Origin of the sequence: Streptomyces sp. DSM 41931 (assembly GCF_050271085.1) — a bacterium.
In the GTDB taxonomy this organism is placed as follows: Bacteria; Actinomycetota; Actinomycetes; order Streptomycetales; family Streptomycetaceae; genus Streptomyces; species Streptomyces albogriseolus.
Genome location: NZ_CP189902.1, coordinates 733855 through 746657, shown reverse-complemented (window position 1 = coordinate 746657; position 12803 = coordinate 733855). Strand labels below are relative to the sequence as shown.

The 12803-nt window shown below is 73.5% G+C and carries 12 protein-coding genes; 3 read left to right on the top strand and 9 right to left on the bottom strand.

What is annotated here, in order from left to right; all coding sequences use genetic code 11:
* The first annotated feature begins 120 nt into the window (after nucleotides 1-120).
* On the top strand, nucleotides 121-1629 hold the full coding sequence (locus ACP7TJ_RS03525; protein ID WP_427762050.1) for an FUSC family protein: 1509 nt from the start codon (nucleotides 121-123) through the stop codon (nucleotides 1627-1629).
* 89 nt (nucleotides 1630-1718) lie between these two features.
* Here ACP7TJ_RS03525 and ACP7TJ_RS03520 read toward each other — a convergent pair whose 3' ends face one another.
* The 5 genes from ACP7TJ_RS03520 to ACP7TJ_RS03500 form a co-directional block, all read right to left on the bottom strand.
* Nucleotides 1719-2642, bottom strand: a complete 924-nt coding sequence (locus ACP7TJ_RS03520) for a sirohydrochlorin chelatase (RefSeq protein WP_093765068.1) — start codon at nucleotides 2640-2642, stop codon at nucleotides 1719-1721.
* A gap of 84 nt (nucleotides 2643-2726) precedes the next feature.
* Nucleotides 2727-3734: an N-acetylglucosamine kinase gene (locus ACP7TJ_RS03515; RefSeq protein WP_427762046.1), complete on the bottom strand. Its 1008-nt coding sequence runs from the start codon at nucleotides 3732-3734 to the stop codon at nucleotides 2727-2729.
* Nucleotides 3731-4408, bottom strand: a complete 678-nt coding sequence (locus ACP7TJ_RS03510) for a uracil-DNA glycosylase (RefSeq protein ID WP_048456410.1) — start codon at nucleotides 4406-4408, stop codon at nucleotides 3731-3733. Before ACP7TJ_RS03510 ends, ACP7TJ_RS03515 begins: the two co-directional genes overlap by 4 nt.
* 73 nt (nucleotides 4409-4481) lie before the next feature.
* Entirely contained in the window at nucleotides 4482-5636 is a 1155-nt protein-coding gene (locus tag ACP7TJ_RS03505; protein WP_376725033.1) for a WD40/YVTN/BNR-like repeat-containing protein, read from the bottom strand.
* Nucleotides 5637-5789: 153 nt separating this feature from the next.
* Nucleotides 5790-7478, bottom strand: coding sequence for an acyl-CoA dehydrogenase family protein (locus ACP7TJ_RS03500; RefSeq protein ID WP_367460204.1), 1689 nt, complete (start codon nucleotides 7476-7478; stop codon nucleotides 5790-5792).
* Nucleotides 7479-7632: 154 nt separating this feature from the next.
* On the opposite strand from ACP7TJ_RS03500, the gene ACP7TJ_RS03495 reads away from it, so the two are divergent.
* Nucleotides 7633-8397 (top strand): PaaX family transcriptional regulator C-terminal domain-containing protein, encoded by a 765-nt coding sequence (locus ACP7TJ_RS03495; protein WP_385996359.1) that lies wholly within the window; start codon nucleotides 7633-7635, stop codon nucleotides 8395-8397.
* Nucleotides 8398-8482: 85 nt separating this feature from the next.
* Here ACP7TJ_RS03495 and ACP7TJ_RS03490 read toward each other — a convergent pair whose 3' ends face one another.
* A complete protein-coding gene (locus ACP7TJ_RS03490) occupies nucleotides 8483-9286 on the bottom strand; it encodes a pectate lyase (RefSeq protein WP_167742421.1) in 804 nt (267 codons plus the stop codon).
* A 254-nt stretch (nucleotides 9287-9540) separates the two neighbouring features.
* The gene (locus ACP7TJ_RS03485) at nucleotides 9541-10620 is read right to left on the bottom strand and encodes an NADH:flavin oxidoreductase/NADH oxidase (RefSeq protein ID WP_167742420.1); all 1080 of its coding nucleotides are present in this window, start codon (nucleotides 10618-10620) and stop codon (nucleotides 9541-9543) included.
* Nucleotides 10621-10744: 124 nt separating this feature from the next.
* Here ACP7TJ_RS03485 and ACP7TJ_RS03480 point away from each other — a divergent pair, with 124 nt between their 5' ends.
* Complete coding sequence (locus ACP7TJ_RS03480) at nucleotides 10745-11098, top strand: ArsR/SmtB family transcription factor (RefSeq protein WP_093765061.1); 354 nt, start codon at nucleotides 10745-10747, stop codon at nucleotides 11096-11098.
* A 46-nt stretch (nucleotides 11099-11144) separates the two neighbouring features.
* On the opposite strand, the gene ACP7TJ_RS03475 is transcribed toward ACP7TJ_RS03480, so the two are convergent.
* Together ACP7TJ_RS03475 and ACP7TJ_RS03470 are read right to left on the bottom strand one after the other, a co-directional pair.
* Nucleotides 11145-11987, bottom strand: a complete 843-nt coding sequence (locus ACP7TJ_RS03475) for a phosphotransferase (RefSeq protein WP_427767268.1) — start codon at nucleotides 11985-11987, stop codon at nucleotides 11145-11147.
* A gap of 153 nt (nucleotides 11988-12140) precedes the next feature.
* Nucleotides 12141-12776: a TetR/AcrR family transcriptional regulator gene (locus ACP7TJ_RS03470; RefSeq protein WP_367495527.1), complete on the bottom strand. Its 636-nt coding sequence runs from the start codon at nucleotides 12774-12776 to the stop codon at nucleotides 12141-12143.
* Between the last annotated feature and the right edge of the window lie 27 nt (nucleotides 12777-12803).

Below are 12803 nucleotides of genomic sequence, written 5' to 3'. Positions count from 1 at the left end.
AGCGCTCGGTTGAGCCACTGGCGGCAGAGATGCTGATATAGGTGTGTCGATGGCGCTGCGAAACCGTGGCGCCTTTTTCATGCCACGACACATGTCGTACGAGATGCCAGGGGGCGGTAGGTGCTGAAGAAGGTGTTCATGGCTCCGGATCCGGGACGGATCCGGCTGCGGTTCGCGACGCGGGCCGTGCTCGGCATCGGGCTGGCCGTCGTCGCCTGCGGGCTCGCCGGGCACTCCCTCACCGGCGCGATCACCGGCGGGCTCGCCGCGCTCCTCGCCCTGTTCACCGTCACCGACGCCACCGTCCGCGGGCAGGCCGTCACCACGGCCCTCCTGCCCGCCGCCGGCCTGCCCGTACTGGCCGCCGCCGCGGTCCTCCAGGACCACCCGGTGGCCCGGGACGCGGCCTTCCTCGCCGTGGTCGGGACCGGCGTGTACGCCAGGCGCTGGGGGCCGCGCGGACACGCCCTCGGCATCTTCGCCTTCATGACCTTCTTCGCGGCGCAGTTCCTGCACGCCCGGACCGGCCAGCTCGCCGAGCTGTCCGCCTCCGTGCTGCTGTCCGTGGCGACCGCGGGCGCGGTGCGCTTCGGCCTGTGGTGCTACGAGCGGCGGCTGCCCCCGGTGGCCGTGCCGGCGCCGCCCGGAGGCACGGGGCTCGCCCGCATCACCACCCGGCAGGCCGTCCAGGCGACGGCCGGCGCCGGGTTCGCCCTGCTCGTGGGCCAGCTGGTGTCAGGGGAGCGCTGGTACTGGGCCGTCGGCGCGACATGGTGGGCGTTCGTCAACACCACCTCGCGCGGCGAGACCCTGGTGCGCGGCTTCCGCCGCGTGCTGGGCACGGTCATCGGCGCCGGCCTCGCCCTGCTCGTCGCCGTCCCCGCACACGGCGACGCGGCGCTCACCGTGCTGGTCGTCGCCGTCTCCGTCTTCGGCATCTTCTACACGGCGGCCCTCTCGTACACCTGGATGATGCTCTGGGTGACGGTCCTCGCCGCCATGCTGTACGGCCTGCTGGGCGTGCTCACCCCGTCCCTGCTCGCCCTGCGCATGGCGGAGACCGGCGTCGGCGCGCTCGGCGCGGCGCTGGCGGTGGTCCTCGTGCTGCCCGTGTCCACGCACAGCGTCACCGACGCCTGGATCCAGCGGGCGCTGCGCTGCGTGCACGCCTGCACGGCGCGGACGGCCGCACGGCTGGCCGGCGACCCGGACGCGGACCCGGCGCCCAAGGCCGCGGAACTGGAACAGCTCCTCGCCCGGGTACGCCAGTCCGTGGCGCCCCTCGTCCACCCGCTGAACCCGATGCTCGGCCGCAAGCGGCGGGCCCGCCAGGTGCTCGCCCTGCTCGACGACTGCGCCCGCGAGATCCGCGGCCTGGTCGCCGTCGCCGCCGACCCGGAGGCCTCGCACGACGCCCGCCTGGCCGCGGCCTGCTGGCGCGTCGAGGCGGCGGTCGAGGCCCTCACGACGGGCCGCGACGTCGAACCGCGCACGGCGCCCTCCACGACGGAACCGGCCCTGGCCCACCTCCACAGCCTGGAACGCACCCTCGCGGAGCTGTCGGCCCCGCTGCGGACACCGTCGGGCTCCGCTGGCAGGCGCGTGGGGGCCGGCGCGGCCGCCCGCTGACCGGCCGGGACATCCGCACCCCACGCCAAAGGGCCCGCTCCGGTCACCGGAGCGGGCCCTTCAGGCGTCCTGCGGATGAGTCGCCCGCGTCAGCGGGCCGGGGTGCTCTGGGGCTGCTGGGGCGCGATCCCCAGGGCGGTCGTGTACTTGGCCAGGGCCAGCTTGCCGATCGCCGGGTAGGGACCGAGCGGCTCGGACGCCGGGCAGTCCGCCTCCTTCGCGGCCTCCTCGACGAGCGAGGCGTCGATCTCCGGGCCGATCAGGTACGGCGCCAGCGCCAGCTGCTGCGAACCGGCGTTGCGCAGCTGCTCGGCCACGGAGGCGATGGAGCCCTCCTGGTCGAGGGCCGCCGCCATCACCGGCACGGCGAGGCGCGCGGCGAGCAGCATGCCGGTGATGCCGGCCGCCTGCACCGCCTCGTCGCCGCCCACGGAGGCCAGGATGATGCCGTCCGCGGCGGTCGCCACGGTGAACAGACGGGCGCGGTCGGCGCGGGCCAGACCGGCCTCGGAGAGCCGCACGTGCAGCGCCTCGGCGAGCAGCGGGTGCGGGCCGAGGGCGTCGGTCAGCTCGGCGGCGACGCGGCTGTCCATGACGGCCTGGCGGACCTGGCGCAGCAGCGCGCTGTCCGGGCCGGCGAGCAGCGGCACGACGACGGCGACGGGGCCGTCGGGCTCCTTGACGTCGGAACCGGCGGCACGCGCCTGCTCGTAGCGGGCGGTGCGCTCCTCGGCCGCGTGCGCGAGGACGGAGGTCAGCGAGGGGAACTCCTCGTCACCCCCGTCGAGGTAGCCGATCCGGGCGTCGAGACCGGGCAGCTCGGACCGTGCGATGCTCACGACCTCGTCGGCGAGCGAGCGGGTGGCACTACTGGGCTTACCCGGCACGGCGAGGACGAGCGCGGGCGCGTCCTCGGGAGCCACCAGGGGTTCGGGACGGCGGTGCCGTCCGGGCTGGCGGGGGCGCGGCATTCGTACGGGCAGGCCGGACGCGGGCCCAGTGGGGGTGCTCATGTTGCCGCATGTTAGTGGCTTCCGGGGGCCTCCTGTTCGGGGAGGGTGCAGGTGAGCGGTATCCGTCCGGTTTTGTCGGATGAGTTACGTACGGGTGTCGGCCGTGAGGGTGATGTCCGTTCCCCCCGTGCTCGTCACGCACAGCATCCTCTCGTCACCCGGAAGAGCGAGCGGACCAGCGGAAAGGTCCTCGGCGAGCCGCACCGCCCCGTCCAGCGGACCGCCCTCGGCGGGCACCCGCCGCGCGCCCGGCAGCAACTCCGCCAGCCGCTCGTCCAGCGGCGCCAGCAGCACCTCCCCGAGCCCGAACAGCCCGCCGGTGCAGCCGACCGCCGGCGCGCCCTCCGCCGGGCACACCGCGGCGGCCGAGCCGGCCATGTGCCGGGCCGCCGTCCGCACGATGTCCAGCGCCACGGGGTCTCCGTCCTCCGCGCACGCGCCCACGCGCGGGGCGAACGAGGCGAGCACCGCCGCCCGGTCGGCGCGCGGGTACACCTGCCCCGGCAGCCCGGTCACCGGACCGAACATCTCCTCCGCGTCCGCCAGCAGCCGCACGGAACCGCCGTCCCGCCCGTCGTGCGCGCGCAGCGCGGCCTCCAGTCCGGCCCGCCCGATCCACGCGCCGCCGCCGCAGTCGCCGAGCAGATGACCCCAGCCGTCCGCCCGCCGCCAGCAGGACAGATCGGTGCCAAGCGCGATGAGGCCCGTGCCCGCCGCGATCACCGCGCCGGGGCGCGGCCCGAGGGCGCCCACGTAGGCCGTGACCGCGTCGGCCGCCAACGCCGCCCGTGTGACGCCCAGTTCCCGGGCCAACCCGTCCGGCAGCTCCGCGCGCAGGGCGTCGCCCAGGCTGGCCATCCCCGCCGCGCCGATCGCGGCCGTGTCCACCTGCTCCAGACCCGCCTCGGCACACAACGCCCGCGTCATCGGCACCAGTTGCTCCATGAAGTGCACCGGGTCGAGCCCTCGCCCGCCCGTGCGCACCGGCACGTCCGAGGCGGCCCGGGCCAGCGGACCGCGCCCGGGCGCCCCGACGACGGCCCGCAGTCCGGAGCCGCCGGAGTCCACGGCGAGGTAGCCGGCTCCGGTCACGGCAGGCGCCAGTCCACCGGCTGCCCGCCCTGACGGATCAGCAGGTCGTTGGCCCGGCTGAACGGGCGCGAGCCGAAGAACCCGCGGTCCGCGGACATCGGCGACGGGTGCGCCGACTCCACGGCGGGCAGATCACCGAGCATCGGACGGCAGTTGCGGGCGTCCCGCCCCCACAGGACGGAGACCAGCGGCTTCCCCCGTGCGGCCAGTGCGCGTATCGCCTGCTCGGTGACCTCCTCCCAGCCCTTGCCGCGGTGGGCGCCCGGCTTGCGCGGGGCCGTCGTCAGCGCCCTGTTGAGCAGCAGCACGCCCTGCTCGGTCCACGGGGTCAGGTCGCCGTTCGACGGCTGAGGCAGGCCAAGGTCGCTGTTCAGCTCGCGGAAGATGTTGATCAGGCTGCCGGGCAGGGGGCGCACATCGGGCGCGACGGAGAAGCTCAGGCCCACCGCGTGCCCCGGCGTGGGGTACGGGTCCTGCCCGACGATCAGGACGCGTACCTCGTCGAAGGGCTGCTGGAAGGCCCGCAGGACGTTCGCCCCCGCCGGGAGGTAGGTGCGTCCCGCGGCGATCTCCGCGCGGAGGAAGTCCCCCATCGCGGCGATTCTCCCCGCCACCGGTTCGAGGGCCTGCGCCCAGCCCGCTTCGACGATCTCGTTCAAGGGTCGTGGTGCCACGGGCGTCACCCTACTGCCGTGCCGGCAGCGGCCATCAACCCGTGGCCCGAACCCGGCGGGATCCGCACGGACCTCATCCGACGACCGCTGCGCGCACGCACAGCACGTCCGGCAGATGGGCGGCCAACTGCTCCCAGGTGTCACCGTCGTTCGCGGACGCGTACACCTCGCCGTTGCGGTTGCCGAAGTAGACGCCCGCGGGGTCGGCGTCGTCGCTGCACATCGCGTCGCGCAGCACCGTGCCGTAGTGGTCCTCCTGCGGCAGTCCCGCCGACAGCGGCTCCCAGCTGCGTCCCGCGTCCCCGGTCCGGTAGACGCGACATCGCCGGCCGGCCGGGACCCGGTCGGAGTCGGCGTTGATCGGGAACACGTACGCCGTGTCGCCGCGGTGGGGGTGCGTCACCATCGCGAACCCGAACGTCGAGGGCAGCCCTTCGCCGATGTCCGTCCAGTGCGCGCCCGCGTCGTCACTGCGGTAGACCCCCCAGTGGTTCTGCAGGTACAGCCGGTCCGGGTCGGCCGCGTCCCGGGCGACCTTGTGCACGCACTGCCCGAACTCCGGGTCGGGGTCGGGCAGGAAGACCGCGGACACCCCGCGGTTGGACGGCTCCCAGCTCGCGCCGCCGTCCAGGGTGCGGAACACGCCCGCGGTGGAGACGGCCACCGTGACCGCCCGCGGGTCGCGCGCGTCGGTCAGCACGGTGTGCAGCCCCTCACCGCCGCCGCCCGGCACCCACTTGGAGCGGGTGGGATGCTCCCACAGCGGTCTGACCAGCTCGAAGGACTCCCCGCGGTCCTCCGAGCGGTACAGCGCGGCCGGTTCCGTACCGGCGTACACCACGTCCGGTTCGGCCGCCGCCGGGTGCAGCTGCCAGACCCGCTCCAGCGAAGCGCCGGTGTCGGGCGGGAACTTGACGGCCGGCTGGGCCGGTTCGGTCCAGGTGCGGCCCAGGTCGTCGGAGTGGAACACCGACGGCCCCCAGTGCGCGCTGTCCCCGCCGGCCAGCAGCCGAGGGCTCTTCCCCCGGGTGTCGAGCGCGACCGAGTACACGGCCTGCGCCTTGAAGTAGGGGGACTCGTCGAACTCCCAGGAGCCGCCTCGCCGGCGTCCGATGAACAGGCCCTTGCGGGTGCCCACGGCGAGCAGTACCTCGGTCATGCCGATCACCTCCGTGACATCGCCTTCGACGTCCTCGATCAGGACACCGGCCAGTGTGCACCCCGCCACTGACAGTCACCGTCGGACACGGCATGACCGCAGGTCAGAGCGGTGCGGCGGGCCCCGCGGCGGACGGCCTGATCGACCGCCCTCCCACGCGGCAAGGCCCCGCCCGCCTCACCCGGGTCCGGGCCTCGCCTCACCCGGGCCCGGACCCCCGCCTCACTCCCGCCCCGGCAGCGACCGCTCCAGAATCGCGTCCAGCCCGGCCCCCGCCGGCAGCGTGCCGAAGGCGTGCCCCCAGTCGCCGCCGAGCCGCGTCGCGCAGAACGCGTCGGCGACCGCGGCCGGCGCGTGCCGCACCAGCAGGGACGCCTGCAGCGTCAGCGCCATCCGCTCCACCAGCCGCCGGGCCGTCACCTGCGACCCCTCGGCCAGCTGGTCCTCGAGCCCGGCCACGGCCGCGTCCAGCCGGGCGTCCGCGCCGCGCGTCAGCGACAGTTCGTCGAACAGCGCCTGTGCCGTCGCCGGGTCGCGGCCGAGCGCCCGCAGCACGTCGAGGGCGTTGACGTTGCCCGAGCCCTCCCAGATCGACAGCAGAGGGGCCTCCCGGTAGTGGCGGGGCATCCCCGAGTCCTCGACGTAACCGTTGCCGCCCAGGCACTCCAGCGCCTCGGCGGTGAAGGCCGGGCCGCGCTTGGTGACCCAGTACTTGCCGACCGCCGTCGCGATCCGCCGGAACGCGGCCTCGCCGGAGTCCCCGCGCACCGCGCGGTCCGCCGCGCCCGCCAGCCGCAGGGTGAGCGTCGTGGCGGCCTCGGACTCCAGCGCGAGGTCGGCCAGCACGTTGCGCATCAGCGGCTGGTCGGCCAGGCGCGCCCCGAAGGCGCTGCGGTGCCGCGCGTGATGGCCCGCCTCGACGAGCGTCTTGCGCATCAGGGCCGCCGACATCATGACGCAGTCGAGGCGCGTGCAGTTGACCATCTCGATGATGGTCTTCACGCCCTGGCCCTCGGGCCCCACCAGCCAGGCCACCGTCCCGTCGAACTCCGGCTCGGAGGAGGCGTTGGAGCGGTTGCCCAGCTTCTCCTTGAGGCGCTGGATGCGGAAGGTGTTGCGGGTGCCGTCGGGCAGCACCCGCGGCACGAGGAAGCAGGACAGCCCGCCCGGCGCCTGGGCCAGCACCAGGAACACGTCGCACATCGGTGCCGAGGTGAACCACTTGTGGCCGCGCAGGGTGTACACGCCGGGCTCGGCGGTCGGCGTCGCGGCGGTGGTGTTGGTGCGGACGTCGGAACCGCCCTGCTTCTCGGTCATCCCCATGCCGGCCAGCAGCCCGCGCTTCTCGGCCGGCACGCGCAGCCCGGGGTCGTATTCACGGCTGGTCAGCAGCGGCTCGTAGACCTTCGCCAGCTCGGGCTGCTTGCGCAGGGCCGGGATCGCCGCGTACGTCATCGACGTGGGGCAGCCGTGTCCCGCGTCGGTGTGGCCCCAGACGAGTCCGCCGGCGGTCCGGGCCACGTGCGCGCCGGGACGGTCGTCCGCCCAGGGCGCGCCGGCCAGCCCCTCCGCGACGGCGGTGCGCATCAGGTGGTGCCAGCTCGGGTGGAAGTCGACCTCGTCGACGCGGTGCCCGTACCGGTCGTGGGTGCGCAGCTCGGGCTCGTGACGGTTGGCCTGCTCGGCCCACTCCTGCGCCTCTTCGCTCCCCGCCAGCCGTCCCAGCCGCCGCAGGTCCTCCTCCGCCCAGCCCGCGCCTTCCCGCCGCACCCCTTCGAGCAGGGCGACGTCGTCCGAGGCGTCGTACGGCGCCGGGTGAGGGGGCTGGTTGGTGACGTCGTGGGTGGCGCCGCCGAGGGCGCCGAGTCCGTGGGGGGTCCGCTGCGATTCGTCGGCACGCGTGAGGGTCATGACTGAGTGTTGCACTATCCCTGCGGGTGCAGCAATAGTGCAACACATTGGCGCGCGTCCCCTCAGCCGTGCCGGTCGGTCAGCCCCCTGTACGGGGGCGGAGCGAGAACACCTGAAGGAAACCGGGCCCGAACGGGGGCCTAAAGTACGGCTCATGCGGAGCGACGACCCGGCGGAGCCGGCACCGGACGGGCCGCGGCTGCGCCCGCTCTCCGCGCGGTCGGTCGTCCTCAGCCTGCTGCTGGGCGCCCATCCGCCAGAGCTTCCGGCGCGGGAGCTCGGACGGCTGATGGAGGGCTTCGGCCTCGGCGGGTCGACGCTGCGGGCGGCGCTGAGCCGGATGGTCGCCGCCGGGGACCTGCGCCGCACGGACACCGGCTACCGCCTCAGCGACCGGCTCCTGGAACGCCAGCGCCGCCAGGACGAGTCCGTACGGCCGCGCACCCGCGCGTGGGACGGGGACTGGGAGCTGGTGGTCGTCACCGCGACCGGGCGCGGCCCCGCCGAACGGGCGGAGCTGCGCACCCGGCTGGCCGGACTGCGCCTCGCCGAGCTGCGCGAGGGGGTGTGGCTGCGCCCGGCCAATCTGGAACGCCCGCTGCCCGCCGCTCTCGACGAGGTGGCCGAACGCGGTACGGCCCGCCCCGCGCGGCCCGCCGCCCAACTCGCCGCACGGCTCTGGCCGCTGGACGCCTGGTCGGACGAGGCCCGCGAGCTGCTCGGGCACGTGGGGCGCACCGGGCGTCCGGCCGAGCGGCTGACCCTGTTCGCGGCCGTGGTGCGCCAGCTGCTCGCCGACCCCGTGCTGCCGCCCTGCCTGCTCCCCGCCGGCTGGCCGGGCGACGCGCTGCGGGCCGCGTACGCGGACTACCGGCGGGGGCTGGAGGGCGAGGTGCGCTCGCTGGTGGGCGGGACCTGACCGCACGCGTGCGGACGGGGAGAAGGCCCGCGGCCGTACGGGCGCCGCGCGGGACGCCCGTACGGCCGCTGCCCGTGGGGGGGGACTACCGGTAGGTGATGTCGGACGAGCTGTACTTGCAGTACGTGCCGTCGGGGCCGGAGCCGTTGCTGCTGGGCTCCTTGCCGGTGTTGTTGCCGATGTACTTCTGGCACGGCACGATCTTCTTGCTGCTGTCGCCGACGATCGTGATGTTCCGCAGGGTTGCGCTGTCGCCGTAGTTGGTGTTGATGCCGGCGATGCGGCCGCCCTTCCAGGTCACCTCGATGGAGTTGAGGTTGATCGTCCGCTTGTACTGCGTGGAGCAGTTGCCGCAGGAGCGGACGAAGGTGCCGAAGTTCTGGACGGCGAAGTTGGACACGTTCAGCGTGCCCGCGCCGTTGAACTGGAAGACCTTGTCGCTGGCCTCCTTCGCGCCGCCGCCGCTCACGGTGTAGACCGCCCCGGACGACTTGCCCTTGAAGGTGGCGGCGTCCTCGCCGACGTCCTCCCACCAGACGTTCTGCAGCGTGCAGGAGCCCTCGCAGTGGACGCCGTCGGCGGCGGGGGCGCCGAGGATCACGTTCTTGAGCACCGCGCCGTCGGCCAGCTTAAGGAGCGGGCCCTGGTCCTCGTCCTGGCCGCCGGAGCCCAGGTCACCGGTGCCGTAGAGGCGCTTCATCCCGTAGTCCTTGGTGCCGGACACCGAGATGGTGGAGGAGACGCCCTGGCTGCCGTTCGGGGACGGCCAGGTGGCAGCCTGCGCGGACGGGGCCGCGGTCGTCAGGACCATGCCAACCGAGAGGCCGAGGGTGGCGAGCGCGCCCGTCAGTGCGCGCCGTGGGGTGCGCGGTCGTGTCGCGGATGTCATGTCGTTCCTTCTGTCGAGGTGTGGGGGTGTCGAGCCATGTGGATGAACAATGTTCATCACTCTGTACGACGTGCGGGCCGAATCCGTTCAACGGTCACGTCCCGGTCACGTCGATGAACGGAACGTAGAGGGAAAGCGCTTTCTGGTCAACGCCTCGCGTGGTCCGTATTCGGCCAGGAACGACCGACGCCGGCGGCCCGGAAACCCTGAGCGGGTTTCCGGGCCGCCGGCGTGAGACGGAAGCGGTGAGCAGGTCAGACGGAGAGGTGGTACTGGTCCGGCACACGGACCCGCGCGTCCAGCTCGCGGGCGGCCTGCCGGGCCCAGGAGGGGTTGCGCAGCAGCTCACGGCCCAGCAGCACGGCGTCCGCCTCGCCGTTGGCGAGAATCTTCTCCGCCTGCCCGGCGTCCGTGATCAGACCCACGGCGGCGACCGGCATCGGCGTCTCCTGGCGCACCCGCGCGGCGAACGGCACCTGGTAGCCGGGGCCGGTCGGGATGCGGACGCCGGGGGAGTTGCCGCCGGTGGAGACGTCGAGCAGGTCGATGCCCCGGGCGTGCAGACCGGCGGCGAGACGCACGGTGTCGTCCGGGGTCCAGCCGTCCGCGTCCAGCCAGTCCGTGGCGGAGACGCGGAAGAACAGCGGCTTGTCGTCCGGCCACTCCTCACGTACGGCGTCCACCACCTCGAACGCGAACCGCGTGCGGTTCTCGTACGAGCCGCCGTAGGCGTCGGTGCGGTGGTTGGAGTGCGGCGAGAGAAACTCGTTGATCAGGTAGCCGTGGGCGCCGTGGATCTCGGCGACCTCGAAACCGGCGGCGAGGGCACGGCGGGCGGCCGCCCGGAAGTCGCCGACGATCTCCCGGATCTGCTCCGTGCTCAGCTCGTCCGGCACCTGGTGGCGCTCACTGAAGGGGACCGCGCTGGGCGCGACCGGCTGCCAGGCGCGGTCGTGCGGCCCGAGCGGCGCCCCGCCCTTCCAGGGCCGGTCGGTCGCCGCCTTGCGCCCGGCGTGCGCCAGCTGAATGGCCGGCACGGTGCCCTGCGCGGCGAGGAAGCGGGTGATCCGGCGGAACGCCTCGGCCTGGGTGTCGTTCCAGATCCCGAGGTCGTACGGCGAGATGCGGCCCTCCGGTGACACCGCCGTGGCCTCGACGACGATCAGTCCCGTGCCGCCGGTGGCGCGGGCGGCGTAGTGCGCGAAGTGCCAGTCGTGCGGCACGCCGGCCTCCGGGCCGTCCGGCGCGGCCGAGTACTGGCACATCGGCGCCATCCACACGCGGTTGGGGATCGTCAGGGCGCGCAGGGTGTACGGCTCGAAGAGCGTGCTCACGAGGGGCTCCGTGGGGAAGGGGACGACGGGTGGGCGACTCGTACGATAGCCATCGTAGTACGGAAGATGTCAAACTACGAGGGTTCTCGTACAATGTAGGCTCCCGGAGCACCATGGAGACGCCGTGACGACCGCCCCTCCCAGCCCCCGCGTCCTGCCGCATCCCGCGCGGGACGAGATCCGGCTGGAGTCAGTGCTGCACGCGCTGTCCGACCCCGTCCGGATGCGCATCGTCAGTGAACTCGCCGACGCCGAGGCCGCGTTGTCCTGCTCCCGCTTCGACCTCCCGGTCACCAAGTCCACCACCACGCACCACTTCCGCGTGCTGCGCGAGAGCGGCGTGATCCAGCAGGTCTACGAGGGCACCGCCAAGATGAACGGCCTGCGCCGCGAGGACCTGGACGCCCTGTTCCCGGGCCTCCTCGACGCCCTCCTCACCGCGGCACGCCGCCAGACGGCACGGGGCGCGCGGGCCTGACACCTGGGACGTGTCCGGCCGGGACGGCGGCCCCTCTGTCTCACGTTCAGGCCGGTCCGCAGCGATCGAGTGCGGCGCGCACCTGGTTGAGGCCCTCCACTCGCCAGTGACCCCGGTCGGGCATCTGGTCGTCCCGGCGCCAGCGCCAGGCGGAGAACATCGCCCAGTTCAGGGCGCGGCACCGGTGGATCAGGTCGGGGTCAGCCCCCGCATAGTGTTTCCCCACGTCCTCGGGCGCATGGGCGAGGTCGAACTCGACCGGCCCGCGGCAGCAGGTGCCGAGGTCTACGAAAAGCGGCCCTCTCCTCGTGTTCAGGAGGTTGCCCGGGTGAGGCTCCCCGTGCAGCAGCTGGTCGCCGGCTTTGTCGCTGCCGATCGCGGCGCTCAGTCCACTGAGCGTGTCGCTGAGGAGTGCCCGGTCACCCTTGGGCAGCTCGGGAGACTGCTCCCGGTCGTTCACCTCCCTCAGTGCCACGGCGACTCGGGCGGTGAAATGCGGTGCGTCCAGATCGATCTGCCGGAGGGCGGCGTGGTGCCGCACGAACACGTCTGCGTAGTCGGCCGGCGCGATCTCTGATCCCACCGGTTCGTAGTAGGTCCATAGCGAGACGGCGAAGGCGTCACGCACATGGACCCGGGGCTCGACCCGAGGATCGAGCTCGGCCACCGGCGCGTCGACGTCGGCGAGACGGCGGGCAACCTCTACCTCGAACTCGGAATCGGCCAGATGCCCCAACGGTGCGACCCGGGCCAGGACATCGCAAGGGACCAGGCGCAGCGCGACGCGGTCCGAGTTGTGGACGACGATCGCGTCGTCGACCTGAAGGCCCAGCTCCGAAGCAGTCGCCCGTCCTGCCTCAACCGCGCGGTGGAGTTCTGCCGGCTCCATACCGTTCTCCCTCATCGATGTCTTCGTGAACATCATTCGGCGGCCAACCTCCGGACCGGCGACAAGCATCGCAAAGCGGGACCTGTACAGGCCTGGGGATTTATTCGGCCGATGGCGGCATCATCGGCAGGTGATCGTGCCTGGGGCGCGCGATCAGCCCCTCTGCCCCGGAGCGGTGACGCCGAGGCGCTCCCACAGTCCGGACAGGTGGGCGTGCAGCACGTCCTCGGCCTCCTTCGGCGTCAGATGGCCGATGAGGACATGGCTGGTGAGGCCGTCGGTGAGGGCGAGCAGCGTGCGGGCCTCCCGCACCGCGTCGGGCGGGGCCGTGTCCCCGGCATCCGGCCTGCTCTCCGCCGCTTCGGTGACGAGTCGGACGAACAGCTCCTGGAGGGGCGCGTAGCTGCTCCTCAGCGAGGCGGCGAGTGGCGCGCTGACGGAGGCCCGGGCGACGAACGCGAGCCAGATCCGCGCCTCGGCGCGGTGCTCCTCCCGCACCAGCGCCACCTCGTCGGCCGCGTGCCCCAGCGTGGTGGCGGCCGACTGTGCCGGGCTCGCGGCCAGGCGCGCCCGCACCCGTTCCGTGACGCGCTCGCCGACGTGTCCGACGGCGAAGAGGAGCATCTCCTCCTTCGTGCGGAAGCAGCGCTGCACGGCGCCCAGGGAGACCTGCGCCCGTGCGGCCACGTCTCGCATGCTCACCCCCTCCGGTCCCCGCTCGTCCGCCAAGAGGCAGACGGCCTCGGCGATCCGGCGGCGTCTGCTCGCGTAGTCCACCTGCTTGGGCATGGTCCGGCGACCTCCTTTTTCCGATAC

Coding starts and splice junctions, on each gene's coding strand:
- ACP7TJ_RS03520 (WP_093765068.1), bottom strand. CDS start 2,642: ATGAGCACCCCCACTGGGCCCGCGTCCGGCCTGCCCGTACGAATGCCG.
- ACP7TJ_RS03500 (WP_367460204.1), bottom strand. CDS start 7,478: ATGACCCTCACGCGTGCCGACGAATCGCAGCGGACCCCCCACGGACTC.
- ACP7TJ_RS03495 (WP_385996359.1), top strand. CDS start 7,633: ATGCGGAGCGACGACCCGGCGGAGCCGGCACCGGACGGGCCGCGGCTG.
- ACP7TJ_RS03475 (WP_427767268.1), bottom strand. CDS start 11,987: ATGGAGCCGGCAGAACTCCACCGCGCGGTTGAGGCAGGACGGGCGACT.
- ACP7TJ_RS03490 (WP_167742421.1), bottom strand. CDS start 9,286: ATGACATCCGCGACACGACCGCGCACCCCACGGCGCGCACTGACGGGC.
- ACP7TJ_RS03470 (WP_367495527.1), bottom strand. CDS start 12,776: ATGCCCAAGCAGGTGGACTACGCGAGCAGACGCCGCCGGATCGCCGAG.